Origin of the sequence: Kitasatospora indigofera, assembly GCF_014655955.1 — a bacterium.
In the GTDB taxonomy this organism is placed as follows: Bacteria; Actinomycetota; Actinomycetes; order Streptomycetales; family Streptomycetaceae; genus Kitasatospora; species Kitasatospora indigofera.
This window is the reverse complement of sequence record NZ_BNBO01000005.1, coordinates 236,915-262,797: the sequence shown is the minus strand read 5'-3', so window position 1 is coordinate 262,797 and position 25,883 is coordinate 236,915. Positions and strand designations below refer to the sequence as shown.

Genomic DNA, 25,883 nt, shown 5'->3' with positions numbered 1-25,883 from the left:
TGCGCAGGCCCGTGCCGGCGCCGGTGCGGCCAAGGGCGCCGGCGCGAAGCAGGCCGGCCCGAAGGCCGGCGGTGCCAAGGCCGGCGGGTCCAGGCCCGCCGGTGCCGGCCAGGGCGCCGGTCCGCAGGGCGACAAGCCCCGCGGCGCCGGCCCGCGCAAGCAGACGGTCAAGGCGCCGAAGCTGCTGCGCACCCCGAAGGCCCCGAAGGCCGAGCCGGCCCCCCGCGGCCCGGGCGGCGACCCGCTGGTCGGCGAGCGGTACGAGGTCGAGGTCGGCGCCGTCGCGCACGGCGGCGGCCACTGCGTGGCCCGGCACGAGGGGCGGGTGCTGTTCGTCCGGCACGCGCTGCCCGGCGAGAGGGTGATCGCCCAGGTCACCGAGGGCACCACCAAGTCGCGTTTCCTGCGGGCCGACGCGGTGGAGATCCTGGAGCCCGCCAAGGACCGGATCGCCCCGCCCTGCCCGTTCTCCGGCCCGGGCAAGTGCGGCGGCTGCGACTGGCAGCACGTCACCCCGGGCGGCCAGCGCAAGCTCAAGGTGCAGGTCCTCACCGAGCAGCTGGCCAAGCTGGCCGGCCTCACCCCGGTCGAGGCCGGCTGGGACGGCAGCGTCGAGCCGGTGGGCGGCAAGCTCCCGGCCGGCGAGGTGCCCGCCTGGCGCAGCCGGGTCCAGTACGCGGTCGACCCGGCCACCGGCAAGGTGGGCCTGCGCAAGCACCGCTCGCACGACCTGCAGCCGATCGACCGCTGCCTGATCGCCGCGCCCGGGATCACCGAGCTCGGCATCGAGGCCCGCGAGTGGCCCGGGGTCGCCTCGGTCGACGCGATCGCCGCGACCGGCTCCTCGGACCGCCAGGTCGTCCTGGTGCCGCGGCCCGGTGCCCAGCTGCCGATCGTGGAGCTGGACAAGCCGGTCTCGATCTCCCGGATCGACGAGCACGAGGGCTTCCACCGCGTGCACGGCCGCACCTTCGTCCGTGAGGTGGCCGTGGGCCGCACCTGGCGGGTCAGCAACGGCGGCTTCTGGCAGATCCACCCCGAGGCCCCCGACACGCTGGTGAACGCCGTCCTGGACGGTCTCGACCCGCAGTACGGGGAGAACGCGCTGGACCTCTACTGCGGCGTGGGCCTGTTCGCGGGCGCGCTGGCGGACCGGGTCGGCGAGGAGGGCGCGGTGCTCGGCATCGAGTCCGGCAAGCAGGCCGTGGCCGACGCCCGGCACAACCTGGCGGCGCTGGAGAACGTCCGGATCGAGTGCGACAAGGTCGAGAGCCTGCTCCCGCGGACCGGGATCACCGCCACCGACCTGATCGTCCTGGACCCGCCGCGGGCCGGCGCCGGCCGCGAGACGGTCGCCCACCTGGTCGGCCTGGAGGCCCGCCGGATCGCGTACGTCGCCTGCGACCCCGCCGCGCTCGCCCGCGACCTCGCGTTCTTCCGCGAGGGCGGCTACCGGCCGGTCTCGCTGCGCGCCTTCGACCTCTTCCCGATGACCCACCACTTCGAGTGCGTGGCCATCCTGGAGCCGGCCGGCGAGCCGGTCGCGTAACGCGCCGCACGACGGACGGGCGGTGGGCGAGGTCTTCGCCCGCCGCCCGTCGGCGTTCGCGGGGCCGGGCGGGCCCGGTGCCCGGTGCCGGGCCGGTGAGATTTCTTCGGAACCCGGGCAGCGTTTCCGGCCGCGACAGCCGTCTGGAGGGTGGACGGGAGCCCCCGTCCGCCCGTCTGCTCCCAGGAGTTCCAGATGCCGTACGTGGGTACCCGTGCGCTGCGCCCGCCCGTCCGTGCCGCCCTCGGCCTCGCCACCGCCGTCCTGCTGGCGGCCGGTGGCGGCGTGGCCTTCGCCTCGACCGGGTCGGGCGGCCCGAGCGCGTCCGCCGCGCCTTCCGCTCCCTCCGCTCCCTCCGCGCCGTCCGCTCCCTCCACCCCGCCCACGGCACCTGTACAGGCCGGTGCCCCCGCGGCCGGCGGCCACGTGCGGGTGGTGGAGCCCCACCAGGGCGTGGAGGTCGGCCGGGGCGTGAGCCTCTGGCTGGACCAGGGTTCGGAGAACGTGGTGGCCAAGGGGGCCGGCGCACCCGGCGGCTCCTGGAGCGCCGAGGTCGCGGCCCTGCCGGAGGGCCGGATCTCGCTGACCGTCGCGGGGGACGCGACCTCAGCCCTGGTCGTCGGCATGTACCGCGGCCCCGGCCAGGTGGACCGCGTCACGGTGGCCCTCGGCGCCGCGGTGGTCGAGGCGCACGTGGTGAGCCTGGCGGGCGCCCCCGGCTGGGCCGCCTTCCACGTCGAGATCCCCGGCGGCTCCGCTCCCCACGTCGCCACCCCCGTCGTCACCGCCTACGGCGCGGACGGCGGCGTGCTCGCCGGCTTCGCCAAGCAGTAGCCCGCCGAGAGCAGAGCCCGCCGACGATCCCGACCGTGCTGCCGCCGGGCCGCGGCCCGGCGGCAGCACCCGCAGCCCGCCGCGAGGAACATTGCCCAGTGACACCGGCCGTGACCCTGGCCGCGCCCCTGACCCGCAGCCGGACCGTCCACCCCTTCCGCCCCTTCCACCCCGGACGCTCCCCGGCGGTGCCGGCGCCGACGAGGAGTTCAGGGCCTTCATGAGCGACCGCTGGCCGAGCCTGCTGCGCACCGCGTACCTGCTCACCGGCAGCCACCACGACGCCGAGGACCTCGCCCAGGGCGCACTGGCGACGGCCTACGCCAAGTGGGGCCGGGTGCGGCGCAGCGACGACGTGGCCGCGTACGTCCGCCAGATCATGGTCCACCAGCACATCGACCGGTTCCGGCGGCGGACCGTCCGCGAGTGGCTCACCGACCGGCTGCCGCACTCCCCGGTGGCCGACGAGACCGCCCGGGTGGTGGAGCACGGCGTGCTGCTGGCCGCGCTGGCCGCACTCCCGGCGCGGCAGCGCGCCGCCGTGGTCCTGTGCTACTTCGAGGACATGACCCACGCCCAGGTCGCGGCGGTGCTCGGGACCAGGACGGGCACCGTGCGCGGCCAGATCTCCCGTGCGCTGGCCCGGCTGCGCGAGAACGGCGCCCTGGCCGACGCCGTCGGCCGGCAGCCCCACCCCGAACCCAGGACGGAGACCACCCGATGAACCGGAGCGAGGGGCTCGCCTCGGCGCTGCGCCAGGCGGCCGACGCGATGCCGGTGGGCGCCGCGCCCGTCGACGCGGTGCTGCGGACCGGCCGGGCGATCCGCCGCCGCCGGCGGACCGTCCGCTCGGTCGTGTCGGTGGCCGTCCTGGTGCCGCTCTGCGGGGCCGCCGGCCTGTTGCTGGGGCCCGCCGCCCGCGACACCGGCCGGGCCGTCCCGGTGCTGTCCGCCCCGGCCCGGCCGGCCGCGACGGCTCCGGGCCCGGCCGTCGTCGTCCGGGGCGTCGGGCAGCCGTACGGTTTCGGCGGCGGCCGGGAGCTGACCCTGACGGCGCAGGGCGCGGAGATCTCCGCCCCGGCGGCCGGCGACGGCACCCCGTGGACCGCCCGGGTCGACCAGGTGCCGCCGGGGGAGATCACGGCGGCCGTGCTCGGTGACGGTCCGTCCGCACTGGTCGTGGGCCTCTACCGGGGAGCCGGCCCGGCGGCCCGGGTGACGGTGGACCTCGGCGGCCGCAGCACCGAGGCGCAGGTGGTCACCCTCGCGGGCGCACCGGGCTGGTGCGCCTTCGTCGCCGACGTCGGGGAGAACGGCCGGGTGCCCCGGGTCGCCGTCCTGGCGGCGGACGGCACGGTGCTCGCCCGCCTGGCGAAGCAGGGGTGACCGCCGCCCGGACGGCCCGCCGGGGCAGGGTCTTCCCGCAGCCCGGTCTTCCCGCAGCCCGGTTTTCCCGCGGCCGGGGATCGGCGGGCCCTGGACGCCGGAGGCTGCCATGGCACGGATCGGACCCGGCCGCCGGGTCCGGGATGCGGCCCCGTGGGTCCCTGGTGGCCGCGCTCGGGGAACTGCCGGGCGGCCGGGCCGGGTTCCGCCCGTGACCGCCCGTCAGTGCTTGCCGAGGGCGAAGACCAGGATCATGAAGCCGGCCCAGAGGTGGGTCGCCGCGATGTAGATCACGGCGCGGATCATCATCGCCTTGCGGCGGCGCTTCTCGTCGTCCCGGGCATCGCCGTGGGATTCGTGCCGAGCGCCGGCGACGGCGTCGGTCATGGCCCCGGTCACGGCCTCCGGCGCGGAATCGGTCATGCGAGCAGGGTCCTGTCGGTGCTGGGACGGGCGGCGTCCGCGCCGCGGCCGCCGTCGTCCGCGTCGGTGTCGGCGCGGAGCTGGTCCAGCAGCAGGCCCTGGTCCGTGATCATGTCGGTGAGGATGCTGCGGGCCGTCCGGAGCAGCTCCGAGACGTCCGGGGTGCTCAGGGCGTAGACCACGGTGTTGCCGTCGCGGGTGGCGGTGACCAGCTGGGTCCGTCGCAGGACGGCGAGCTGCTGGGACAGGCTGGACGCCTCTATGTCGATCTCGGCGAGGAGTTCGCGCACCGGGCGGGGGCCGTCCTGGAGGAGTTCCAGCACCCGGATCCGGGCCGGGTGGCCCAGGGTGCGGAAGAACTCCGCCTTCGCCTGGTACAGCGGGACCGGCATGGTCAGCTCTCTCCCTGTTCCTCTTCGGGGGTGTGCGGCAGTTGGATGCCGTGCTGGGAGGCCAGCCGCAGCAGTGCGGCCACCCGGCCCAGGTAAGCCTGGACGCCGTCGGCGTCCCCGTCCTCCCGGGCGGCGGCCAGCTCCTCGCGGGCGCGGGCGAGCTGCTCGCGCAGCTCCTCGTCGAACATCGCCGTCATCGCCGACCTCCACGCCGGCCGATGGGATTCGCTGCCGGTGCTCAACAGATTCTATGAATATGAACAATTCTTCAAGTCCTGCTGCGGGCGGGCCGTCGGAGCCCTGCTCGCCGTGCCGGCGGCCCTGGTGGCCACGCCGGCGATTCCGGGCGGGGCGTCGCGCGAGATGCCGCGACCGTGCCGGACCGGTTGCGTCCGTGGACGAACAGCATGCTGCTCGGCGTGCGGCTGCGGGGTGGGGTCCGCCTGGCCCGGGGCCGGTGAGGGGAATGCTTCCGGTGCAGGACGCGGCGCGGCCGGCGAATTCCGAGGTGTATGACGGACTCCGGCCGGGCAGGGCCGGCCGCCGCCGTCCGCGCACGGGAGGGCTCAGGCGGTTTTCGGTCACCGGTCGGCGTGGCCCGGCTTGTTCCGGGGCATGACGGAGGGGATGGCGCGGTCGCGGGGGAGGTGCGGCGCGGGGTGCGGCGCGGGTGTTGACGGGAGGGCGCGGGGGCGGTGCGCGTGCGCCCTTGTTGTGCTAGCAGTTCGGCGCTAGCTTGAAGTCATGGCCAAGAAGCAGCTGAACGTACGGGTGGACGCGACCACCGCGGAGATGGCCCGCGAGCGGGCGGAGCAGCAGGGGATCAGCATGAACCAGTACATCGAACGGCTCGTGCAGCAGGACATGGGTGAGGCCGGACGACTCTTCGTCGACTCGGCGGCCCAGTTCATGAAGGAGTACGAGACGGCGTTCCTGGCCGAGTTCGGGGACCGTTCCCCGGCCGACCTCCAGGAGGTGCGCCGTTGAACCTGGAGATCGACCTCTCGTGGCTGCTCATGACCGCGGAGCAGTACACCCCCGGTGACCCCCAGGTCACCGACTACGGATCGCTGTTGGCCGCGGTCGCCCGGCACCAGGCCGAGATCTTCGACATCGCCGTCTACCCCGAGCCGCAGGACCGCGCCGCGGCCCTGATGCACCAGCTCATCCGGGTACCGGCCCTGGAGCGCACCAACGAACTCTTCGCCACCGCCGCCGCCTACGCCTACCTGGTGGCCAGCGGCTGCACCGTCGCGACCACCGCGCGCGAGGTGCGCAGCCTGGCGCGGGCCATCCGGGAGGGCAAGATCGGCGTCTCCGGGGTGTCCGAGCGGCTGGCCGCCTGGGTGGTCGACGAGGCCGAGGAGGAAGAGGTCAGCGGCGAGGACGACGAGGACTCCGACTGAACGCCGGAGCCGGTCCGCGTCGCGGGAGCCGCCCGGTCCGGGCGGTCGCCCGGCCCGCCCGTGGTGGACGGCGGGCCGGTCCGGCCCGCCGCCCGCCCGGGGCCTCAGGCCTTCGGCTCGGCGATCAGCGCGGTCGCCGTGTTCCGGAACCCGGCCCGGCGGTAGATCCGCGCCACGTCCTCGTCGGCCGCCGAGAGGAAGACCGTCCGGACGCCGCGCGCCCGGGCGTCCGCCACCAGCGCCGAGGTGACGGCGAGTCCGAGCCCGCGCCGGCGCGCCGACGGCAGGGTGCCGACCCCGACGATCTCGCAGACCGGGCCGACCCGCTGGTACTGGCCCGAGCACAGCGCCGAGCCGTCCTCGACGACCGCCGCCACGGCGGCCGCACCCGCTCCGATCCGGGCGGCCACCCGCTCCACCGCGCCGTCGGCGACCACCTGGAGGACGGCCCTGGCCAGCTCGGCCGGCCCGGCCGTGCCCAGCGCCGTGCCGGGCTCGGCGAAGGCCAGGTTCGGGGTGGCGACGGCGCTGGCGAGCACGGGGTCGTCGGCGGCGAGGACCCGGGCCCGGACACCGCCGGGCAGCGGGTCGGGCGCCGGCCCGTCGTCCTGCCCCTCGGGCAGCACCAGCAGCGGGTGCTCGTGGACGGCCAGTCCGGCCTGCTCGATCGCGGCCCGCAGGCCCGGGGTGTGCTCGGCCACCCACTCGAAGCTCTCCGGCAGCCCGAGTTCGCGCTGCCGGGCGAGCACCCGCCGGACGTCCTCCGCGGTGGCGGGGGCGCCGGTCCAGCCCCGGGTGGGCCGGGCGTAGAAGGGCCAGCCCTCGCCCTCGCGGACGAAGAGGGTGAGCGGGCCGAAGTCCTCGGCGCGGGCGCCCTTGCGCGGCACCGCGTCGTAGAACTCGTCCAGCTCGGCGAGCAGGGCGTGCTGGTGGCGGCCCTGCGGGTCGAGCTGCTGCTGTTCGGGGTTCAGTGAAGTCACAGCGAGCATCCAAGCAGCGCTTGTCCTGCTCCTGCCACCGGTTTCGGGTCCGGGCCGCCGGGCCGGCCCGGCCTGTTCAGCCCGGGCATTTCGGGCCTACTGTTGCCGAATGCTTACAGTCCGGGCGATCTTGCGTTGACGACGCGTGGCATCCTGGGGCGTCACCAACTCCGCCGGACCGGATCGGCGGACGTTCGGGTGGGGAAAACGGGGAACACCGATGAGACTCTGCTTCCTGGTGGAGGAGCACTACCGCCACGACGGTATGCCGCTGGACGTCGTCCGCCGGCTCACCGCCTGGGGTCACCAGGTGGATGTGCTGCGTCCCGGGAACTCGCTGCTCGCGGTCTCCGAGGCGGTCCGGGCGGGCAGTCATGACGCCTGGGTGCTCAAGACGGTATCCGGCGGGCCCGGACTCACCCTGCTGGAGGCCGCCGCGGCCGTCGGCCTCACCACGGTGAACGACGCCCGCTCGATCCGCGGCGTCCGGGACAAGGCGCTGGCCTCGGTGATCGCCCGCAACAGCGGCCTGCCCGTCCCGGTGACGTACGCGGCCGCCCGCTGGGAGCGCCTGGCGGAGATCCCGGAGTCCGAGTTCCCGCTGGTGGTCAAGCCCGCGGACGGCAGCTCCGGGCGCGCGGTGCGCTTCGTCCCGACCCCCGGTCACCTGGCCGAACTCGGGCCCGAGCTGGCCGGCGAGGGCCTGCTGATCGCCCAGCCGTACGTGCCGAACTCCGGCACCGACCTCAAGGTCTACTGCGTCGGCGGTGAGCTGTACGCGACCGAGCGGTCCTCGCCGCTGCACCCCGGGCGGCCCGTCCGGGAGCGCCAGGTGCCGCTCGGCCGCGAGGTGGAGCGGATAGTCGCCGAGGTCGGCACCGTCTTCGGTCTCGACCTCTACGGCGTCGACGTGCTGCTCGGGCCGGACGGGCCGATGGTCGTCGACATCAACGACTTCCCGAGCTTCCGGCAGGTGCCGGACGCGGTGTCCCGGGTCGCCCGGGCCGTCCTGCAACTGGCCGGCGGGAGCGGCGTCGACCTGCCTGACGGCCTCCCGGCCCGACTGCCCGCCCAGCTCCCGGCACAGGCCGACCCGGCGTCGCACCCCGAGGACGTCACGGCGACCGTGGCGGGGGCGTCGGCGCACGCCGGTGCCCACACCGGCGCGTCGGCGCGCACGGGGGTGGCCGCCCAGGCCGCGGCGCCGGTCGGCGGAGCATGAGGATCTGCCTGCTCACACCGGAGCCCGGCCACCCGTTGCTGGCGGCCACCACCGCCCTGCTGACACCCCGGCACCAGGTCGAGTCGCTCGACCCCGGCGCCACCGACCCGGCCGGGCCGGACCGGCTCGCCGACGTCTACCTGCTGAAGGCACGGACACCCCGGGCGCTCGCCCTGGCCCGCCGGCTGGAGGCCCGTGGCGCCCCGGTGATCAACTCGGCGGCGGCCACCGAACTCTGCCAGGACCGCAGCAGGATGGCCGAGCTGGCACGGGCCGCCGGCCTGCCCTTCGCGGTGACCCGCACCGCCGGCTCGATCGGCGAGCTGACCGGCCCCGGCGGCCTCCCGGCGGCCGGCTTCCCGCTGGTGGTGAAGAGCCGGCACAGCCGCCGCCACGACCTGGTGGCCAAGGCCGAGGACCTCGGCCGGCTGGAGCAGCTGGCCCGGGACTGGCCGGACGAGCCGGTCGTCGTCCAGCCCTTCACCGCCAACAGCGGCTGGGACCAGAAGCTCTGGGTGATCGCCGGACAGGTCTTCGCCGCCCGCCGCCGCTCCGAGCTGGCCGCCGCCGACCGCGGCCCCGCCCAGCCGCTCACCCCCGCCGACCTGCCCGCCGACCGGCTCGACCTGGTCCGCCGGGTCGGGGCGGTCTTCGGCCTGGACGTGTACGGGGTGGACCTGCTCGACGGCGCCGGCGAACCGCTGATCGTGGACGTCAATGCCTTCCCCGGCATCCGGGGCCAGGCCGGCGCTCCCGAGGCGCTCGCGGCGCTCGCCCTGCGGGCCGCCGCCGAGGGCCCGGCCAGCCGTGGCACGGCCGGCACCGGCCTGCCCGGACAGCCGCGCGCCGGGGCCCCGGCCCGGGCGGACGCGTAGCCCGCGGGAGCGGGACGCCCGCGGGCAGTCGTTAGGCTTGAGCCCTCGGCCGGCCGGAACCCTCGGCCGACGGCCGACGGGCGAGAGAAGACGGACCTTGCTGCAGGACATCGAGCGCTACCTGGCCTGCCCGCACTGCGGACAGGGGCTGGCCCTCGGCGGGCGCACACTGCGCTGCCCGGCCGGGCACAGCTTCGACCTCGCCAAACAGGGCTACGTCAGCCTGCTGGCCGGCGACGCCCACACCGGCACCGGTGACACCGCCGACATGGTGTCCGCCCGCACCGGCTTCCTCGCCGCCGGCCACTACCGGCCGATCGCCGAAGCGCTCACCGACGCCGCCGTCGCCGCGTCCCCCGAAGGGCTGGTCGCCGACCTGGGCGCGGGCACCGGCTACTACCTCTCCCACGTCCTGGACGCCCTGCCCGCCAACCCCGGCGCCGCCCTCGACATCTCCAAGTTCGCCCTCCGCCGCGCCGCCCGCGCCCACCCCCGGATCGGCGCGGTGGTCTGCGACGCCTGGCGCCCGCTGCCCCTGCGGGACGCCTCGGCCGGGCTGGTGCTCAACGTCTTCGCGCCGCGCAACGGCCCGGAGATCCGCCGCGCGCTGCGCCCCGGCGGCACCCTGCTGCTGGTCTCGCCGACCTCCCGTCACCTGCGCGAACTCGTCGGCGCCCTGGGCCTGCTGTCGGTGGACGAGGACAAGCAGCGCCGGATCGAGGAGAAGCTCGGCCCGTACCTGGCGCCCGCCGGGCGGGTGGAGGTCGAGTTCCCGATGCGGCTCTCCGCCGCCGACGTGCGGACGGTCGTCGCGATGGGGCCGAGCGCCTGGCACACCGACCCGGCGCAGCTGGACGCCCGGCTGGCGGCGCTGCCCGACCCGGTCGAGGTGACCGCCTCGGTGACGGTGGCCGCGTACCGCTGACCCGGTCCGCGGGGCCCGACCCGTTGGGATGAATCTCCTGAGCAGGCACGTTTCTGCCGAGGAGGCCGGGGCTAGGGTCCCCGGGTGAACCGCGAAGCAGTCCAGCCCACTTCCGTCGCGCCCACCGCACCCGTCGCGCCCCCGGCCGACGACCCGCCGCCCGCCGTGGCGCCGCCCGCCGTGCGCACGGCCGCCGCACGGCCACCGGCCGCACCGCTTCGTGCCGCATCGCCTCCGGCCGCCGCGTCACCGGTTGCCGGGTCTCCGGTCGTGTCGCCGCCGGCCGTCGGGTCTCCGGTCGTCCTGCCTCCGCTGGCGTCCCACCGCTCCCTCCCGCCGCACCCCGGCCGGGCCGCCGCCGGTTCGGCCCCGGCCACCGGCGGCTTCGCGGAGCGCCCCACCGTCGAGGAACTGCGCCTCACCTCGTTCAAGTCGTACCGGCGCGCCACCCTCGGGCTGTCCCCGCTCACCGTCCTGTACGGGCCGTCCGGGGTCGGCAAGTCGAACGCCCTGGACGCCCTCGCGGTGCTCTCCCGGCTGGCCCTCGGCGAGGACATCGCCGACTCCCTGGACGGCCTGCCCGGGACGGCCGGCCCGCTGGCGGCGCCGGTGCGCGGCGGGTTGCTCGGGTGCGTGCCGCACGGGCGCAACGCCGTCATCCTGGGCTGCACCGTGCGTTCCGTGGCCGGTCCCGTCCGGCTGGAGGTGGTGGTCCGCACCGACGGCCCGGTCCGGATCGCCAGGGAGCGGCTGACGCTCGACGGGCAGGTCCTGGTGGAGACCGGCGAGCAGGACGTCCGCAACCGCCGGATCAACGTGACCTGGCACAACGACACCCGGCAGGGCGACATCCGCGCGCCCTTCCCCAGCGCCAGCCTGATCACCAGCCAGCTCCCGCTCCGGGTGGCCGGCTCCTCACCGGGCGAACGCAAGGTGCTGGCCGCGAGCGAGCACCTGCTCACCGCGCTGCGCGAGGTGTTCCCGCTGCACCCCGTCCCCGCCCTGATGCGCGACTGGACCCCGGCCGACCCGCAGGCCCGGCTGCTCGGCACGGCGGCCAACATCTCGGCCCTGCTCGGCCGTCTCAAGAACGAGTGCGGCCGTCGGTACGGGCACCTGCTCAAGGTCGTCCAGTCCGCCGCCCCGCACCCGCTGCTCGGTCTCGACGTCGCCCGGCGCGGCACCGGGGCGGAGGAACGGGTGCTCGCCGTCTTCGACGAGGGCGTGCTCGGCCGGACCGGTGCGGACCAGGCCTCGGACGGCATGCTGCGCCACCTCGCCTTCGCCGCCGTCCTGCTCACCGGCGCCGGCGTGCTCGACGTCGACCCGGCCGCCGAGGTGCCCCCGGCGCACCGGCAGCTGACCGTGCTCGCGGAGGACCTCGGCGCCGGGCTCGGCGGTGAGCAGACCGCCTCGCTGCTGCGGCTGGCCCGGGAGGTGTGCGGGCGCCGCGACGTGCGGCTGCTGGCCGCGCTGCAGGACCCGGCGGCGGCCCGGGAGGCGCTGGGCGAGGCGGGCGGACCGGCCGGGCCCGACCTGGTCGAGTGCCGCCGGGACCCGGCCACCGGCCACAGCGTGCTGCGGCCCGAATCGGCCCGGGTGCCCGCCCAGTTCGCGCGCGGGCCGGAGGACGGTGAGCGGCCGGGGGAGGGCGCGGCCACGGTGGCCGGCACGGGTGCGGTAGACCTGGGCAGGTGACCGAGCCGAGCGCAGTACCCGACGACAACTCCCTGGACGGCCTGCGGCAGCGGCTGTCGCGGTTCGCCGCCGCGCGCGACTGGGAGCCCTTCCACACGCCGAAGAACCTGGCCGCCGCGCTGAGCGTGGAGGCCGGGGAACTGCTGGAGATCTTCCAGTGGCTGACACCGGACCAGTCGGCAGCCGTCATGACCGACCCGGACACCGCGCATCGCGTCCGGGACGAGGTCGCCGACGTGCTGGCCTACCTGCTGCAGTTCTGCACGGTGACCGGGGTCGACCCGCTGGCGGCGCTGGCGGCCAAGATCGACCGGAACGAACTCCGCTTCCCGGCGCCCGGCCGACCGGACGGACCTCGAAGGTCCGATTGAAGGATCGGCTGATTGGTGGGCGGCCGGTTGTCCACAACCCCGGGGTTGTCCACAGCTTTCGAGGGGGGTGGCTGCGCGGATCTCCCGCCCGCCGCAAGCTTTCGCCGTGACCCGCCGTCCCGGGAGACCAGGGCGGCACGGAGCGAGCGAGGGGAGCGGCCACTCATGGACGCGCTGCGACTGATCAAGACGGCCAGGCACGCCATGGCCGAGGCCAGGGACGTGCCGGACGTGCTGCTGGAGGCGTGGCAGGCCGGCCTGCTCACGGAGGCCGTGGGCAGCCGGCTGGCCGAGCGCGGGGACGGTGAGGTGGCGGCGCTCGGCCAACTGCTGTCCGAGGCGGGCGCCCAGGTGGCGAGCTGCCTGGAGCCGTCCCCCGAGAGCGCCGCGGCGGCGGACTTCGGCAGCAGTGGCCGGGCCTCCCGCCTGACCGACCTCGGGGACCTCGACCCGCTGCTGGAGGAGCTGGCCCGGCTCCTGCACGACGCCACCGAGACGCTGGTCGTCCTGGCCTGCGGCGCGGACGCGGAGAGCCTCTACTGGACGTGCATCGACGGGGTCGACGCCGGGTCCGAGTGCAAGGACCTGGTGGCCGAACTGCACCGGGCGGTCCGCGGGCTGGATTCCGCCGGCGGGGAGGAGCCCGGAGCGGGAGCCAGGACAGGGGCAGAGGCAGGCGTCGAGGCAGAGGCAGGGGCAGGGCCCGGAGCATGGCCCGGGCGTGAGCCGGTACCCGGAGGCCGGACCGGCACGAAGTCCGCCGGGCGGGCCGGTGACGGTGAACGGTCCGGCGAGCGGACGGGGGAGCGGGTCGGCGAACGGTCGGGGGAGCGGGCCGGGGACCGCGTCCCGGATCCGCTCGACACGGTCTGCTCGGCCGCGCCCGGCCGCACCGGGGCCTGCGGCCGCGCCCCCGACCGGCTCCGCGAGCAGGCCGGCTCCCGGGCCGCGGCCCGGGGCGGCGGCGGTCGGGCGGGTGGCGGTACGCCCGGTGGAGCCGGGCCCGTCCTGGTCGTCCCGCTGGCCCCGCCGTCCGGGGCCAGGGGCTACCGGCCCCCGGCGGACTCGGGGCCCAGTGCCGGTCCGGCGGGTTCGGCGGCGGCCGGCCGGGTGCCCGAGGACTGCAGGGCGGCGCCCATCCCGGCCAGATCGGCGTTCACGGAGGCGAGCAGCTCCTGCATCTGCTCCAGCAGGCTCTTGGGGGTGGTGGCGGGGGCGGCCACGGCCGCCAGGCCGGTGGCGCTCGGGTCGTGCGGTGCGGCGGGTGCCTCGGACCAGTGCTCGGACATGAGGGGACCTCTTCGGATCGGTGGCGTGCTGTGAGGCGACGGACGGGGGTGCTGCCCGTCGGACGCCGCGCAGCAGGGGCAGCGCCGTCCGGCGCCACCGGGGCAGGGCCCCGCCGTTCCCAACGACCGCTGTCGGTGGCCGGTCACCTCGGACCACCCGATGCGGTCCAACAGCCCGCCCGGGTACGTCCCACGGGTGAGCCCGGCTTGCGGGCGGCCACCCGGCTCGGCTAGGGCGGGCGCCCACGGGCGCCCTGCCGTCCCGGCCCACCGCCGCACCCGTCCCGTCCCGGCCCACCGCCGCACCCGTCCCGTCCCGGCCCACCGCCGCCCCGCCGCGTCCCACGCGGCGCGCCCCCGCCCGCCACCGCAAAGCGACGGGCTCCCGCCACCGTCCGTGCGGACGGCGCCGGGAGCCCGGTGCCGCCGGCCCGGCCGGCGGCGGACAACCAGTGAAGGAGGTCAGTTGTGAGCGTGCAGCTCCGCGTTCAGACCGCCCCAGGAGCCGGACCGGGCGATCACCTCGACCGCGCCGGTCTGCGAGTTGCGGCGGAACAGCAGGTTGTCCTGTCCGGACACCTCCACCGCCTTGGCGACCTTGCCGTCCGGCAGCGCCACCCGGGTGCCGGCCGTGACGTACAGGCCGGCCTCCACCACACAGTCGTTGCCGAGCGAGATGCCGATGCCCGCGTTCGCGCCCAGCAGGCAGCGCTCGCCGACCGACACGGTCTGCTTGCCGCCGCCCGAGAGCGTCCCCATGATCGAGGCGCCGCCGCCGATGTCGCTGTGGTCGCCGACCACGACACCCGCGCTGATCCGGCCCTCGACCATGGAGGTGCCCAGGGTGCCGGCGTTGAAGTTGACGAAGCCCTCGTGCATCACGGTGGTGCCGACCGCGAGGTGGGCGCCGAGGCGGACGCGGTCGGCGTGCGCGATCCGGACACCGGACGGGGCGACGTAGTCGGTCATCCGGGGGAACTTGTCGATCCCGTAGACGGCCAGCTGGCCGCCCTGGGCGCGGACCGCGAGGCGCGCCTGCTCGACGTTGTCCACCGGCACCGGGCCGATGCTGGTCCACGCGACGTTGGCGAGCAGCCCGAAGACGCCCTCCAGGTTCTGGCCGTGCGGCTTGACCAGACGGTGGCTCAGCAGGTGCAGCCGCAGGTAGGCGTCGTGCGCGTCGGCCGGCTTCTCGTCCAGCGAGGCGATGGTGGTGCGCACCGCGATCACCTCGACGCCACGGCGCGCGTCGCTGCGCAGTGCGTCGACGGCGCCCGGGCCGAGTTCGGCCTCGGCCTGCTCGGCGGTCAGTCGGACGGTGCCGGCCGGGCCGGGCTCGGCGGTGAGCTCGGGGGCGGGGAACCAGGTGTCGAGGACGGTGCCGTCGGCGGCGATGGTCGCCAGACCGGCGGCGACGGCCCCGCTTGCGAGGGAGGTGGATTCAGCAGTCACACGGTGCACGTTAACCAATTCCGGCCCGGGCCGCCGAACGCGCTCACCGGACGGACACCACCACAAAACCCCATGCCCCCGCCGACCGGCCTCGGCAATACTCGGGCGGGTGTTCATCTCGATCTCCACCACCGGCACGGCCGAGCGCCCCGCCACCGACCTGGGTTTCCTGCTGCACAAGCACCCCGGCAAGGTGCAGCGCTTCGCGACCTCCCACGGCGAGGCGCATGTCTTCTACCCGGAGGCGACCGACGCGGTCTGTACAGCGGCGCTGCTGCTGGACATCGACCCCGTCGCGCTGGTCCGGCGGGGCATGGGCAAGGGCCGGGGCGGCTCGCCCGACTTCGCCCTCGCCCAGTACGTGAACGACCGCCCCTACGCCGCCTCGTCCCTGCTCGCGGTGGCGCTGCGCACCGTGTTCCGCACCGCCATGAAGGGTGTCTGCGAGAACCGGCCCGGGCTCGCGGACGAGACCCGGCCGCTGCGGATCGTGCTGCCCGCCGTGCCCGCGAACGGCTCCGGCGAGGGCGGCGGCGCGGCGATGGTGGCCCGGCTCTTCGAGCCCCTCGGCTGGCAGGTGGAGGCGGCGCCCGTGCCGCTCGACGAGACCTTCCCCGAGTGGGGGGAGTCGCGCTACCTCCGGGTGGGTCTTTCGGGGACGCTGCGCCTGGCCGACGCGCTCCAGCAGCTCTACGTCCTGCTGCCGGTGCTCGACGGTGCCAAGCACTACTGGGTGGCGCCCGACGAGGTCGACAAGCTGCTCGCCGCCGGCGAGGGCTGGCTCGCGGACCACCCCGAGCGGGCCCTGATCGCCGGCCGCTATCTGGCCCGCCGCTGGTCGCTGACCCGCAGGGCCATGCAGCGGCTGGAGCTCGCCCGGCTGGCGGAGGCCGACGACCGGGAGGCCGAGGAGTTCGACAACGCCGTCGACGACTCGGGGGAGACGGCCTACGCCACCGGGCCCGCCCCCGGCGGGCCGGCCGGGCAGCCCGCCGTGGCCGGGGCCACGAGCGGTTCCGTCCCGGAGCCGGACGCTGCCGCGGCGGCGAAGCCGCCTTCCTTGGCCGAGCAGCGCCGCGCGGCGATCCTGGACGCCCTGCGCGAGGTGGGGGCGGCCCGGGTGGCCGACCTCGGCTGCGGGCAGGGCGAGCTGATCGCCGCGCTGCTCAAGGACGCCCGGATCACCGAGGTGCTGGGCGTGGACGTGTCCTCCCGGGCGCTGTCCACGGCCGCCCGCAAGCTGCGCCTGGAGCGGATGTCCGAGCGTCAGGCGGCCCGGGTCAGCCTCGTCCAGGGCGCCCTGACCTACACCGACGCGCGCCTCAAGGGCTACGACGCCGCCGTCCTCTCGGAGGTGATCGAGCACCTGGACCTGCCCCGGCTGCCCGCCCTCGAACAGGCCGTGCTGGGGGTGGCCCGGCCCTCGGCGGTCGTCGTCACCACGCCCAACGCCGAGTACAACGTCCGCTGGGAGAGCCTCCCGGCCGGGCACGTCCGGCACGCCGACCACCGCTTCGAGTGGGACCGCGCGCAGTTCCGGGCCTGGGCCGAGCGGGCCGCCGCGGCCTACGGCTACACGGTTGTCATCCGGCCGGTCGGGCCCCAGGACCCGGAGGTCGGCGCCCCGACCCAGCTGGCCCTGTTCCGTCTCGGCACCCCGGCCGCCGCCGGGACCGCTCCCGCTCCGGCCGGCACCTCCGCCACCACGGGCGCCGCCACCACGGCCGCCGTCACCACCCCTGACACGACCACCCCTGACACGACCACCCCCGAAGGGGGCGACACCCGATGACCGACGCCAACCGCCCCACCGGGCCGACCGACGCCGCCCCTGACACCTCCAGCCCGCCGGCGACCCCGCCGACGGCCCCGGCCGCGCCGCGGATCCTCCCGGTCACGGACCTCTCCCTCGTCGTCCTCGTCGGCACCAGCGGCGCCGGGAAGTCCAGCTTCGCCCGCAAGCACTTCCTGCCCACCCAGGTGGTCTCCTCGGACTTCTGCCGAGGCCTGATCGCCGACGACGAGAACGACCAGTCGGCCTCCGCCGAGGCCTTCGAGCTGCTCCACCACATCGTCGGCAAGCGGCTGGCCGGCGGTCGGCTGACCGTCGTGGACGCCACCAACGTCCAGCCCGAGGCCCGCAAGCAGCTGATCAGGATCGCCCGGGACCACGACGTGCTGCCGATCGCGATCGTCCTGGACGTCCCGCCGGGCGTCTGCGCCGAGCGGAACAGGACCCGCCCGGACCGGCAGCTGCCCCCGCACGTCGTCCCGCGCCAGAACCGCGAGCTGCGCCGCTCGCTGCGCGGCCTGGAGCGCGAGGGCTTCCGCAAGGTGCACATCCTGCGCGGCGAGGCCGAGGTCGACGCCGCCGAGATCGTCACCGAGAAGCGCTACAACGACCTGCGCCACCTCACCGGCCCGTTCGACATCGTGGGGGACGTCCACGGCTGCCGCGCCGAGCTGGAGACCCTGCTCACCCGCCTCGGGTACGAGATCGGCCGCGACGCCGAGGGCCGGCCGGTCGACGCCGCGCACCCCGGGGGCCGGACTGCCGTGTTCGTCGGCGACCTGGTCGACCGTGGTCCGGACACCCCCGGCGTGCTGCGCCTGGTGATGGGCATGGTCGGCGCCGGCCACGCCGTCTGCGTGCCCGGCAATCACGAGAACAAGCTCGGCCGCGCCATGGACGGCCGCAACGTCACCGTCTCGCACGGCCTGCAGGAGTCGCTGGACCAGCTGGCCGCCGAGCCGGAGGAGTTCCGCCTGCAGGTCCGGGCGTTCATGCGTGACCTGGTCAGCCACTACCTGCTGGACGGCGGCCGGCTGGTGGTCTGCCACGCCGGTCTGCCGGAGAAGTACCACGACCGCACCTCCGGCCGGGTCCGCTCGCACGCCCTGTACGGCGACACCACCGGGGAGACCGACGAGTACGGCCTGCCGGTCCGCTACCCGTGGGCGGAGGAGTACCGGGGCAAGGCGCTGGTGGTCTACGGCCACACGCCCGTCCAGGTGCCGGGCTTCGTCAACAACACCATCTGCCTGGACACCGGCTGCGTCTTCGGCGGCAGCCTCACCGCGCTGCGCTACCCGGAGCGCGAGCTGGTCAGCGTCGAGGCGGAGCAGGAGTGGTACGCACCCGTGCGCCCGATGACCGCGGCCGCCCCCGAGCCCCACGAGGGCCGGCCGCTGGACCTCGCCGACGTGGCCGGGCGCCGCACCGTGGAGACGTCGCTGCACGGCCGGATCACCGTCCGGGAGGAGAACGCCGCGGCCGCGCTGGAGGTGATGAGCCGCTTCGCCCTCGACCCGCGACTGCTCGCCTACCTGCCGCCGACCATGGCACCGAGCGCCACCTCGCGCCGCCCCGGTTACCTCGAACACCCGGAGGAGGCCTTCTCCTCCTACCGCGCCGACGGCGTCCAGCACGTCATCTGCGAGGAGAAGCACATGGGCTCCCGGGCGGTCGTCCTGGTGGCCAGGGACGACACCGCGCTGGAGCAGCGGTTCGGCATCGCCGGCCCGGGCGCGATCTGGACCCGGACCGGCCGGGCCTTCCTCAGCGACGACGCGGTCACCGGCGCCGTGCTGGACCGGGTCCGTGCAGCCGCCGAGAAGGCCGGGCTCTTCGACGAACTGGGGACGGGCTGGCTGCTGCTGGACGCCGAACTGATGCCGTGGTCGCTGAAGGCCCTGGAGCTGCTGCGCCGGCAGTACGCGGCCGTCGGCGCGGCGGCCGGGGCGGCCCTGCCCACGGTGCTGGCGGCGCTGGAGCAGGCCGCGGGCCGGGGGCTCGACCTCGGCGAGCTGACCGAGCGCCAGCGCCGGCGGGCCGCCGACGCCGAGGCCTTCGTCGCGGCGTACCGGCGCTACTGCTGGCCGACCGAAGGCCTCGCGGGCATCCGTCTGGCGCCCTTCCAGGTGCTGGCCGCCGAGGGAGCCAACCTCGCCGTGCGGCCGCACGACGAGCACCTCGGCTGGATCGACCGGATGGTCGCGGCGGACGACCACGAGGCCCCGCTGCTACGGGGCACCGGCCGGCTGCTGGTCGACACCTCGGACGAACGCTCGGTCGAGGCGGGCATCGCCTGGTGGGAGGAGCTGACCGGTGCGGGCGGCGAGGGCATGGTGGTCAAGCCGCTCTCCTCGACGGCCCGGGGCCGGGCGGGGGAGGGACGCCAGGGCGCCCTGCTCCAGCCGGGGGTGAAGGTGCGCGGCCGGGAGTACCTGCGGATCATCTACGGCCCCGACTACACCGAGTACCTGGACCAGCTGCGCCAGCGGTTCCTCGGCCACAAGCGCTCCCTCGCGCTGCGCGAGTACGCCCTCGGCCTGGAGGCGCTGGACCGCCTGGCGGCCGGCGAGCCGCTCTGGCGGGTGCACGAGCCGGTGTTCGCCGTCCTGGCCCTGGAGTCCGAGCCGGTCGACCCCAGGCTGTAGACGGCACGGGCGAGGCGCCCGGCGGAGTGCGCGAGCGCGCCGCCGGGCAGCCGCCGGCCCGTTCCCCGGCCGGGGGCGGGGCCGGTCCGGCGGGAGGAGCCCGGACGCGGCTCCGCGGGCACGGCGGCCGCTCCGCCGGTCGCCCCACCAGGCCTCCGGCAGGTCCCTCCCCCTTTCTGCATAGAAATTCGAAGTGTCGTATATAATTGCCGCTTCACGGTCCGCGTCACCCACTCAGGAGCCCGGCATGGCGTTCAACCTCCGGAACAGGCACTTCCTCAAGGAGCTCGACTTCACTCCCCAGGAGTTCCGCTTCCTGGTGGACCTCGCGGCCCAGCTCAAGGCCGCGAAGTACGCCGGTGCCGAGCAGCCCCGGCTGCGCGGCAAGAACATCGCGCTGATCTTCGAGAAGACCTCCACCCGGACCCGCTGCGCCTTCGAGGTCGCCGCCCACGACCAGGGCGCCAGCACCACCTACCTCGACCCCTCCGGCTCGCAGATCGGCCACAAGGAGTCGATCAAGGACACCGCCCGGGTGCTCGGCCGGATGTTCGACGGCATCGAGTACCGGGGGCACGGCCAGGAGATCGTCGAGGAACTCGCCGCCCACGCGAACGTCCCGGTCTGGAACGGCCTCACCGACGAGTGGCACCCGACCCAGATGCTGGCCGACGTCCTGACCGTCCAGGAGCACTCGACGAAGCCCTTCGCCGAGACCGCCCTCGCCTACCTCGGCGACGCCCGCTCCAACATGGGCAACTCGCTGCTCGTCACGGGTGCCCTGCTCGGCATGGACATCCGGATCGTCGCTCCCCGGGAACTCTGGCCGGCCGAGGACGTCCGGAAGGCGGCGCGCGCGCTCGCCGAGGACACCGGCGCGCGGATCACCCTGACCGAGGACGTCGCCGAGGGCGTGGCCGGCGCCGACTTCCTCTACACCGACGTCTGGGTCTCGATGGGGGAGCCGAAGGAGGTCTGGGCCGAGCGGATCGAACTGCTCAAGCCGTACCAGGTCTCGATGGACACCGTCCGGGCCACCGGGAACCCGGCCGTGAAGTTCCTGCACTGCCTGCCGGCCTTCCACGACCTCGGCACGGCCCTCGGCCGGCAGATGTTCGAGGCCACCGGGATGACCGAGCTGGAGTGCACCGACGAGCTCTTCGAGTCGTCGCACTCGGTGGTCTTCGACCAGGCGGAGAACCGGCTGCACACCATCAAGGCCGTCCTGGTCGCGACCCTCGGCGCCTGACCGGCGCCGGGCCGCCCCCACGCCGGACCGTCACGGAGGCCGGCGGTCCGGTCCGGTCCCCTGGTCCTGGTCCTGGTCCTGGTCCCGGTCCCGGTCCCGGTTCTGGTCCACCGCGCCCACCCGGCGCTGTCCGCGAGGTTCGGCGCGGCTCGGCGGTGTCAGTCCTGGCCGCGGACGATCCCCTGGATCTCGCAGCGCGGTCCGCTGGCCCGCATCAGCCGCAGGTCGGCCGTCACCAGCGGCGCCCCGTACCGCTCCGCCACGGCCACGTACGCGGCGTCGTCCGGCGTCAGGTTGTCCTTCAGCTCCCAGATCCGCCCCAGCAGCGGCGCGACCTGCACCGTGCGGACCGTGAGCCCGGGCAACTCCGCGGCCAGTTCGGCGACCCGTCCGGCCGTCAGCTCCTTCGCCAGGTACAGACCCCGCAGGGACTGCATCACCTCGATCAGCAGATGCTCCGGGGCCACCCACTCGCCGCCGGCCGCGAGCAGCGCGCGGGCGCGGTCGCCGCGCTCGCCCTCGTCCGCCAGGGCCAGCACCAGTGCGGAAGCGTCCACCACGATCATTCACGGCCTCCGGCCTGTCGGTCAGTCCGTCTCTTCGGCGGCCTGTCACGGTCGGGACCCGACCCGGGGCCCGTCCCGCCCACGCTAGCTGCCGTGAGCCGTGAGCCGTGAGCCGTGAGCCGTGAGCCGTCAGCCGGCCGCCAGGCCCCGGGCCACCAGCATGCCCGCCAGCACCGAGGCCGCGTTGGCGGTGAACGAGGCCGCGTACGGCAGCGGTCCGCGGCAGCCGGCCAGCGGCGCGAGCAGGGCCGCCTCCACGGCGACGACGGCCAGCTCCGCGAGGGTGAGGGCGGTCCAGTACGCTGCGGCGGTCGCACCGGTGAAGCGGCCGAGGAACCACCAGAGCGCCGGGTGCGTCGCACAGTTGACCGCCACGGCCACCGCCGTGGCCCGGGCCCGCCCGGTGCCGTCGAGGGCGAGCGCCCCGACGTACAGCGGCACCTCGACCAGCAGGGTGAGCGCGAACGCGAGGAGATACGGCACGGGCGTGATCGTGCCAGGTGCGGGCCGGCGGTGGAACGCGGGGGAACAGGGAGGGACCAGGATGGCCACTGCGGCACTCGCCGCCCCGGCGCGCGGCCTCGGCGCGGCGCCGCTGGCGGGTTTCCTCGCGGCCACCGCCCTGGCGCTGGCCGCGGCGCTGCGGGCGCCGGCCGGCACGGCCGTCCTCGGTCTCGCGCTCTTCGGCATCCTGCACAACGTCCTCGAACTGCGCTACGTCACCGGGCGCTTCGAGAGCGTGCTGGCCGGGCCGTTCCTGAAGCTGCTGGTGGCACTGATCACCGGCATCGTGCTGTGCCGGCTGCTCCCGGTCTCGACCGCCTCCCGCGCCGCCGAGATCCTGCTGGTGTACGGGCTGCTGGCGGCGGCCTGCCTGCACGCGCTGCGCCGGCGCCCGTGGCTGCTGGCGGCCTCGGCGGCGCTCCTGCTGCTCGCGGCCACCGCCTCGCTGAGCTTTCCGGGCTACCACTTCGTGGTGCTGACCCATCTGCACAACCTGGTGCCGCTGCTCTTCCTGCTGGAGTGGTCGCGCGGTCTGCCGCGCGGACGGGCCGCCTTCATGGCGGTGCAGTGCGGCTGGGTGCTGGTCGTCCCGGCCCTGCTGCTCGGCGGGACGCTGGACGGCTGGGCGGCGCCGGCCACCGCCACGGCCGACCGGCTGGCCGTCTCGTACACCCCGCCCGGCTGGCTGGACGGCTCGGCCGGGCTGCGCTTCGTCGCGGTCTTCGCCTTCCTGCAGACCATGCACTACGTGGTCTGGGTGTGGTTCCTGCCGCGCTACGCCCCGGAGGCGAGCGCCGCCTTCGAGCGCCGCGCCCCGGGCCTGCGCGGCCGCCGGGCCTGGGCGCTCGGGCTGGCGGCCGGTGCGGCCCTGGCCGTGCTGTTCGCCAGCGACTACGCCCAGGGAAAGGCCCTGTACGCGGCGTTGGCGAGCTACCACGCCTACCTCGAATTCCCCGTCCTGCTCGTGCTCGTCCTGGGCATCGACCCCACCGGGAGGAAACCCCGTGCGTCTCGCTGACATCGCCCCTGAACCCGACGAGTCGGCGGGGCTGCTGGTCGCCCTGATCGTGGTGGCCGTCGCCGTGCTGGTCGGGGTGGTGCTCCTGGTCCGGATCGCCCGCTCCCGCCGCAGGGACTGACCGCCCCGCCACAGGACCGAGCGCCCCTGCCGGGGATGCGCCGGCGCTGCCGGGGGCGTACCCGCCCCGCCGTCGGGCACCGTCACCCGTCCCTGCCGTCCGGTGCCCTGCCGTCCGGTTCCGGACCGGCCGGCGCCCGTGCCGTCCGGTGCCCTGGTTCGCGGCGCGCCGGGCCACCTGCGGCCACCCGCCGCTTCCTCGCCGTTCGTGTCCCCGCGGGAGCCTGGGCGGGTGGGGCGGCTGCGCGCCGGGCGGGCGGGGCGGCTGCTGGCGCCACGTCCTGCGGGCCGAATCCGGCAGGGCGGCACACGGGCATGCCGGGCGCGTGCTTGCGCGAGACATGCACTATGGTTTATCTCGACATCGAGATAACTGCCCACTACTATTTATCTCGACATCAAGATACTTGCCGAGAGGCGCTCACCGGCGATCCGGGTTAGGTAGACCTAAGTTAGGCAGACCTTACCATCGAGAGGCCGGGCACCGCACGAAGCACCTAAAAGGAGTCAGTCGTGTCCGCGAACAGCTTCGACGCCCGCAGCTCGCTGCAGGTGGGCGACGAGTCGTACGAGATCTTCAAGCTCTCCGCCGTCGAGGGCTCCGAGCGGCTGCCCTACAGCCTCAAGGTGCTGCTGGAGAACCTGCTCCGCACCGAGGACGGCGCGAACATCACCGCCGACCACATCCGCGCCCTGGGCAACTGGGACGCCACGGCGGAGCCGAGCGAGGAGATCCAGTTCACGCCCGCCCGCGTGATCATGCAGGACTTCACCGGCGTGCCCTGCGTCGTCGACCTCGCCACCATGCGTGAGGCCGTCAAGGAGCTGGGCGGCGACCCGGCGAAGATCAACCCGCTGGCCCCGGCCGAGCTGGTCATCGACCACTCCGTCATCGCCGACAAGTTCGGCACCAAGGACGCCTTCACCCAGAACGTCGAGATCGAGTACGGCCGCAACAAGGAGCGCTACCAGTTCCTGCGCTGGGGCCAGACCGCGTTCGACGAGTTCAAGGTCGTCCCCCCGGGCACCGGCATCGTCCACCAGGTCAACATCGAGCACCTGGCCCGTACCGTCATGGTCCGCGGCGGCCAGGCGTACCCCGACACCTGCGTCGGCACCGACTCGCACACCACCATGGTCAACGGCCTGGGCGTGCTGGGCTGGGGCGTCGGCGGCATCGAGGCCGAGGCCGCGATGCTCGGCCAGCCGGTCTCCATGCTGATCCCGCGCGTGGTCGGCTTCAAGCTCAACGGCCAGCTCCCGGCCGGCACCACCGCCACCGACCTGGTGCTCACCATCACCGAGATGCTGCGCAAGCACGGTGTGGTCGGCAAGTTCGTCGAGTTCTACGGCGAGGGCGTCACCGCGATCCCGCTGGCGAACCGCGCCACCATCGGCAACATGTCGCCGGAGTTCGGCTCGACCTGTGCGATCTTCCCGATCGACGCCGAGACCATCAGCTACCTCAAGCTCACCGGCCGCGACGCGCAGCAGCTCGCGCTGGTCGAGGCGTACGCCAAGGAGCAGGGCCTCTGGCACGACCCGTCGGTCGAGCCGGTCTACTCCGAGTACCTGGAGCTGGACGTCTCCACCGTCGTCCCGTCGATCTCCGGCCCGAAGCGCCCGCAGGACCGCGTGATCCTGGCCGAGGCCGCCGAGAAGTTCGCCGAGGCGCTGCCGACGTACTCCTCCGAGGCCTCGAAGCCGACCACCGTCACCTCCCCCGACGGCACGTCGTACGAGATCGACAACGGCGCGGTCGTGATCGCCTCGATCACCTCCTGCACCAACACCTCCAACCCCTCCGTCATGCTGGGCGCGGCCCTGCTGGCGAAGAAGGCCGTGGAGAAGGGCCTGCACGTCAAGCCGTGGGTCAAGACCACCCTGGCCCCCGGGTCCAAGGTCGTCATGGACTACTACGAGAAGGCCGGCCTGCTCCCGTACATGGAGAAGCTGGGCTTCAACCTGGTCGGCTACGGCTGCGTCACCTGCATCGGCAACTCGGGCCCGCTGCCCGAGGAGGTCTCGGCCGCCGTCAACGAGTCGGACCTCGCGGTCGTCTCGGTGCTCTCCGGCAACCGCAACTTCGAGGGCCGGATCAACCCGGACGTCAAGATGAACTACCTGGCCTCGCCGCCGCTGGTGGTCGCCTACGCCCTGGCCGGCAACATGAACGTCGACATCACCAAGGACGCCCTGGGCCAGGACGCCGACGGCAACGACGTCTTCCTCGCCGACATCTGGCCGACCGAGAAGGAGGTCGCCGACACGGTGGCCGGCTCGATCGACGAGGCCATGTTCGACAAGGGCTACCAGGACGTCTTCGCCGGTGACCACCGCTGGCAGTCGCTCCCCGTGCCGACCGGCAACACCTTCGAGTGGGACGCCGAGTCGACCTACGTCCGCAAGCCCCCCTACTTCGAGGGCATGGCCAAGACCCCGAGCCCGGTGAGCGACATCGCCGGCGCCCGCGTGCTGGCCAAGCTGGGCGACTCGGTCACCACCGACCACATCTCCCCGGCCGGCAACATCAAGCCGGGCACCCCGGCCGCGCAGTACCTGACCGAGAACGGCGTGGAGAAGCGCGACTTCAACTCGTACGGCTCGCGTCGTGGCAACCACGAGGTGATGATCCGCGGCACCTTCGCGAACATCCGCCTGCGCAACCAGATCGCCGAGGGCACCGAGGGCGGCTACACCCGCGACTTCACCCAGGCGGACGCGCCGGTGTCGTTCATCTACGACGCCTCGCAGAACTACCAGGCCGCCGGCATCCCGCTGGTCGTGCTGGCGGGCAAGGAGTACGGCTCCGGCTCGTCCCGCGACTGGGCCGCCAAGGGCACCGCGCTGCTCGGCGTCAAGGCCGTCATCGCCGAGTCCTACGAGCGCATCCACCGCTCGAACCTGATCGGCATGGGCGTCCTGCCGCTGCAGTACCCGGCCGGCCAGACCGCCGAGTCGCTGGGCCTGACCGGCGAGGAGACCTTCTCCTTCACCGGCGTGACCGAGCTCAACGAGGGCCGCACCCCGAAGACAGTCAAGGTCACCGCGGGTGACGTCAGCTTCGACGCGGTCGTGCGCATCGACACCCCCGGCGAGGCGGACTACTACCGCAACGGCGGCATCCTGCAGTACGTGCTGCGCAGCCTGATCGGCTGACCGACGCCGTAGGCACCGGGCCGGG

The 25,883-nt window shown here is 74.7% G+C and carries 25 protein-coding genes; 18 read left to right on the top strand and 7 right to left on the bottom strand.

The features are described from left to right. Positions 1–184 precede the first annotated feature (184 nt). From IE329_RS07815 to IE329_RS07800, 4 genes are all read left to right on the top strand, one after another. Positions 185–1,549 (top strand): class I SAM-dependent RNA methyltransferase, encoded by a 1,365-nt coding sequence (locus tag IE329_RS07815; RefSeq protein ID WP_190210106.1) that lies wholly within the window; start codon positions 185–187, stop codon positions 1,547–1,549. A 195-nt stretch (positions 1,550–1,744) separates the two neighbouring features. Further along, positions 1,745–2,383, top strand: coding sequence for a hypothetical protein (locus tag IE329_RS07810; protein ID WP_190210070.1), 639 nt, complete (start codon positions 1,745–1,747; stop codon positions 2,381–2,383). A 91-nt stretch (positions 2,384–2,474) separates the two neighbouring features. Further along, complete coding sequence (locus IE329_RS07805; protein WP_268257260.1) at positions 2,475–3,107, top strand: SigE family RNA polymerase sigma factor; 633 nt, start codon at positions 2,475–2,477, stop codon at positions 3,105–3,107. Next, positions 3,104–3,769, top strand: a complete 666-nt coding sequence (locus IE329_RS07800) for a hypothetical protein (protein WP_190210068.1) — start codon at positions 3,104–3,106, stop codon at positions 3,767–3,769. The genes IE329_RS07805 and IE329_RS07800 overlap by 4 nt, the downstream gene beginning before the upstream one ends. Before the next feature lie 222 nt (positions 3,770–3,991). On the opposite strand, the gene IE329_RS07795 is transcribed toward IE329_RS07800, so the two are convergent. From IE329_RS07795 to IE329_RS07785, 3 genes are read right to left on the bottom strand one after another with little or no spacing between them, the layout of a single operon-like run. Then, on the bottom strand, positions 3,992–4,192 hold the full coding sequence (locus IE329_RS07795) for a DUF6126 family protein (protein ID WP_190210067.1): 201 nt from the start codon (positions 4,190–4,192) through the stop codon (positions 3,992–3,994). Further along, positions 4,189–4,584 (bottom strand): ArsR/SmtB family transcription factor, encoded by a 396-nt coding sequence (locus IE329_RS07790; protein ID WP_190210066.1) that lies wholly within the window; start codon positions 4,582–4,584, stop codon positions 4,189–4,191. The genes IE329_RS07795 and IE329_RS07790 overlap by 4 nt, the downstream gene beginning before the upstream one ends. Before the next feature lie 2 nt (positions 4,585–4,586). Next, positions 4,587–4,781: a hypothetical protein gene (locus IE329_RS07785; protein ID WP_190210065.1), complete on the bottom strand. Its 195-nt coding sequence runs from the start codon at positions 4,779–4,781 to the stop codon at positions 4,587–4,589. Positions 4,782–5,328: 547 nt separating this feature from the next. On the opposite strand from IE329_RS07785, the gene IE329_RS07780 reads away from it, so the two are divergent. Both IE329_RS07780 and IE329_RS07775 read left to right on the top strand, forming a co-directional pair. Continuing rightward, the gene (locus IE329_RS07780; protein ID WP_190210064.1) at positions 5,329–5,571 is read left to right on the top strand and encodes a toxin-antitoxin system HicB family antitoxin; all 243 of its coding nucleotides are present in this window, start codon (positions 5,329–5,331) and stop codon (positions 5,569–5,571) included. After that, a complete protein-coding gene (locus IE329_RS07775) occupies positions 5,568–5,990 on the top strand; it encodes a fic family toxin-antitoxin system, toxin component (RefSeq protein WP_073927858.1) in 423 nt (140 codons plus the stop codon). The genes IE329_RS07780 and IE329_RS07775 overlap by 4 nt, the downstream gene beginning before the upstream one ends. 104 nt (positions 5,991–6,094) lie before the next feature. Here the strand turns inward: IE329_RS07775 and IE329_RS07770 are convergent, their stop codons facing one another. Then, positions 6,095–6,970, bottom strand: coding sequence for a GNAT family N-acetyltransferase (locus IE329_RS07770; protein WP_229927244.1), 876 nt, complete (start codon positions 6,968–6,970; stop codon positions 6,095–6,097). A gap of 220 nt (positions 6,971–7,190) precedes the next feature. Between IE329_RS07770 and IE329_RS07765 the strand changes: the two genes are divergently transcribed. The 6 genes from IE329_RS07765 to IE329_RS07740 all read left to right on the top strand — a co-directional run bounded on the left by IE329_RS07765 (position 7,191) and on the right by IE329_RS07740 (position 13,384). After that, positions 7,191–8,192, top strand: coding sequence for an ATP-grasp domain-containing protein (locus IE329_RS07765; protein WP_190210062.1), 1,002 nt, complete (start codon positions 7,191–7,193; stop codon positions 8,190–8,192). Further along, a complete protein-coding gene (locus IE329_RS07760) occupies positions 8,189–9,067 on the top strand; it encodes an ATP-grasp domain-containing protein (protein ID WP_190210061.1) in 879 nt (292 codons plus the stop codon). Before IE329_RS07765 ends, IE329_RS07760 begins: the two co-directional genes overlap by 4 nt. A 97-nt stretch (positions 9,068–9,164) precedes the next feature. Next, on the top strand, positions 9,165–9,992 hold the full coding sequence (locus IE329_RS07755) for a putative RNA methyltransferase (protein WP_190210060.1): 828 nt from the start codon (positions 9,165–9,167) through the stop codon (positions 9,990–9,992). A 270-nt stretch (positions 9,993–10,262) separates the two neighbouring features. Continuing rightward, on the top strand, positions 10,263–11,690 hold the full coding sequence (locus IE329_RS07750) for an AAA family ATPase (RefSeq protein ID WP_190210059.1): 1,428 nt from the start codon (positions 10,263–10,265) through the stop codon (positions 11,688–11,690). Next, on the top strand, positions 11,687–12,061 hold the full coding sequence (locus IE329_RS07745) for a nucleotide pyrophosphohydrolase (protein ID WP_229927243.1): 375 nt from the start codon (positions 11,687–11,689) through the stop codon (positions 12,059–12,061). The genes IE329_RS07750 and IE329_RS07745 overlap by 4 nt, the downstream gene beginning before the upstream one ends. 165 nt (positions 12,062–12,226) lie before the next feature. Beyond that, on the top strand, positions 12,227–13,384 hold the full coding sequence (locus IE329_RS07740) for a DUF6099 family protein (protein ID WP_190210058.1): 1,158 nt from the start codon (positions 12,227–12,229) through the stop codon (positions 13,382–13,384). Positions 13,385–13,812: 428 nt separating this feature from the next. Here the strand turns inward: IE329_RS07740 and dapD are convergent, their stop codons facing one another. Beyond that, complete coding sequence (dapD, locus tag IE329_RS07735) at positions 13,813–14,802, bottom strand: 2,3,4,5-tetrahydropyridine-2,6-dicarboxylate N-succinyltransferase (protein WP_229927242.1); 990 nt, start codon at positions 14,800–14,802, stop codon at positions 13,813–13,815. Between the two features lie 109 nt (positions 14,803–14,911). Here dapD and IE329_RS07730 point away from each other — a divergent pair, with 109 nt between their 5' ends. From IE329_RS07730 to argF, 3 genes are all read left to right on the top strand, one after another. Next, positions 14,912–16,594: a 3' terminal RNA ribose 2'-O-methyltransferase Hen1 gene (locus tag IE329_RS07730; protein ID WP_190210056.1), complete on the top strand. Its 1,683-nt coding sequence runs from the start codon at positions 14,912–14,914 to the stop codon at positions 16,592–16,594. Beyond that, a complete protein-coding gene (locus tag IE329_RS07725; protein ID WP_190210055.1) occupies positions 16,591–19,242 on the top strand; it encodes a polynucleotide kinase-phosphatase in 2,652 nt (883 codons plus the stop codon). The genes IE329_RS07730 and IE329_RS07725 overlap by 4 nt, the downstream gene beginning before the upstream one ends. A gap of 247 nt (positions 19,243–19,489) precedes the next feature. After that, the gene (gene argF / locus IE329_RS07720) at positions 19,490–20,491 is read left to right on the top strand and encodes an ornithine carbamoyltransferase (RefSeq protein WP_190210054.1); all 1,002 of its coding nucleotides are present in this window, start codon (positions 19,490–19,492) and stop codon (positions 20,489–20,491) included. Positions 20,492–20,649: 158 nt separating this feature from the next. Here argF and IE329_RS07715 read toward each other — a convergent pair whose 3' ends face one another. Both IE329_RS07715 and IE329_RS07710 read right to left on the bottom strand, forming a co-directional pair. Continuing rightward, positions 20,650–21,057 carry a type II toxin-antitoxin system VapC family toxin gene (locus tag IE329_RS07715; RefSeq protein ID WP_190210053.1) on the bottom strand — a complete coding sequence of 136 codons (408 nt, stop codon included), beginning with the start codon at positions 21,055–21,057 and terminating at the stop codon, positions 20,650–20,652. A 129-nt stretch (positions 21,058–21,186) separates the two neighbouring features. Further along, positions 21,187–21,540, bottom strand: coding sequence for a hypothetical protein (locus tag IE329_RS07710; protein WP_190210052.1), 354 nt, complete (start codon positions 21,538–21,540; stop codon positions 21,187–21,189). 61 nt (positions 21,541–21,601) lie between these two features. Between IE329_RS07710 and IE329_RS07705 the strand changes: the two genes are divergently transcribed. From IE329_RS07705 to acnA, 3 genes are all read left to right on the top strand, one after another. Further along, positions 21,602–22,579: a hypothetical protein gene (locus IE329_RS07705; protein ID WP_190210051.1), complete on the top strand. Its 978-nt coding sequence runs from the start codon at positions 21,602–21,604 to the stop codon at positions 22,577–22,579. Continuing rightward, positions 22,566–22,700, top strand: coding sequence for a hypothetical protein (locus IE329_RS41425; RefSeq protein ID WP_268257259.1), 135 nt, complete (start codon positions 22,566–22,568; stop codon positions 22,698–22,700). Before IE329_RS07705 ends, IE329_RS41425 begins: the two co-directional genes overlap by 14 nt. 512 nt (positions 22,701–23,212) lie before the next feature. Next, positions 23,213–25,858 carry an aconitate hydratase AcnA gene (acnA, locus tag IE329_RS07700; RefSeq protein WP_190210050.1) on the top strand — a complete coding sequence of 882 codons (2,646 nt, stop codon included), beginning with the start codon at positions 23,213–23,215 and terminating at the stop codon, positions 25,856–25,858. The last annotated feature ends 25 nt before the right edge of the window (positions 25,859–25,883 follow it).

What these genes read in the sequence shown, in the direction of transcription:
- argF (WP_190210054.1), top strand. Translation starts at nt 19,490, where the DNA reads ATGGCGTTCAACCTCCGGAACAGGCACTTCCTCAAGGAGCTCGACTTC.
- IE329_RS07705 (WP_190210051.1), top strand. Translation starts at nt 21,602, where the DNA reads ATGGCCACTGCGGCACTCGCCGCCCCGGCGCGCGGCCTCGGCGCGGCG.
- IE329_RS07795 (WP_190210067.1), bottom strand. Translation starts at nt 4,192, where the DNA reads ATGACCGATTCCGCGCCGGAGGCCGTGACCGGGGCCATGACCGACGCC.
- IE329_RS07740 (WP_190210058.1), top strand. Translation starts at nt 12,227, where the DNA reads ATGGACGCGCTGCGACTGATCAAGACGGCCAGGCACGCCATGGCCGAG.
- IE329_RS07715 (WP_190210053.1), bottom strand. Translation starts at nt 21,057, where the DNA reads ATGATCGTGGTGGACGCTTCCGCACTGGTGCTGGCCCTGGCGGACGAG.
- IE329_RS07780 (WP_190210064.1), top strand. Translation starts at nt 5,329, where the DNA reads ATGGCCAAGAAGCAGCTGAACGTACGGGTGGACGCGACCACCGCGGAG.
- IE329_RS07800 (WP_190210068.1), top strand. Translation starts at nt 3,104, where the DNA reads ATGAACCGGAGCGAGGGGCTCGCCTCGGCGCTGCGCCAGGCGGCCGAC.
- IE329_RS07810 (WP_190210070.1), top strand. Translation starts at nt 1,745, where the DNA reads ATGCCGTACGTGGGTACCCGTGCGCTGCGCCCGCCCGTCCGTGCCGCC.
- IE329_RS07760 (WP_190210061.1), top strand. Translation starts at nt 8,189, where the DNA reads ATGAGGATCTGCCTGCTCACACCGGAGCCCGGCCACCCGTTGCTGGCG.
- IE329_RS07785 (WP_190210065.1), bottom strand. Translation starts at nt 4,781, where the DNA reads ATGACGGCGATGTTCGACGAGGAGCTGCGCGAGCAGCTCGCCCGCGCC.
- IE329_RS07725 (WP_190210055.1), top strand. Translation starts at nt 16,591, where the DNA reads ATGACCGACGCCAACCGCCCCACCGGGCCGACCGACGCCGCCCCTGAC.
- IE329_RS07765 (WP_190210062.1), top strand. Translation starts at nt 7,191, where the DNA reads ATGAGACTCTGCTTCCTGGTGGAGGAGCACTACCGCCACGACGGTATG.
- IE329_RS07790 (WP_190210066.1), bottom strand. Translation starts at nt 4,584, where the DNA reads ATGCCGGTCCCGCTGTACCAGGCGAAGGCGGAGTTCTTCCGCACCCTG.